This window comes from Thiorhodococcus mannitoliphagus (assembly GCF_010915725.1).
Classification (GTDB): Bacteria; Pseudomonadota; Gammaproteobacteria; order Chromatiales; family Chromatiaceae; genus Thiorhodococcus; species Thiorhodococcus mannitoliphagus.
Map to the genome: position 1 here is coordinate 1 of NZ_JAAIJR010000506.1, position 332 is coordinate 332.

Below are 332 nucleotides of genomic sequence, written 5' to 3' on the forward strand. Positions count from 1 at the left end.
TGTGCACCAGCGCCGGTAACGCCGCGCTTATGAGCGAGCCCCTGCAGCACACCCTCTGCGACCACGCCGCCGGCAATTACCGCATCCTCGTCACCCTGGCCGCCGAGCTGCTTGCCGTCGCCGCTCAGCACGAACGCCCCCAGCTCGACGAGGCGCTCTTCCTTGAGGTCGTCACCCCGCCGCCCACCGCTCGCCCGCGCCGCGCCGCCCTGTCACGCTGACCCACTCGGAGCCTCACTGCCATTAAGTTAAGCATATCCCTATCAATAACAATGTTTTTCCTGCGCTTATGAAAATCCAGCAAGGCTCGCGACGAAGACTTCTTGCGGGGA

General features: G+C 63.9%; 1 pseudogene. It reads left to right on the forward strand.

The annotated features are described in order from the left end of the window. Window positions 1-221 (forward strand): annotated as a pseudogene (locus G3480_RS27545) (hypothetical protein); the annotation flags it as partial. Window positions 222-332 lie beyond the last annotated feature (111 nt).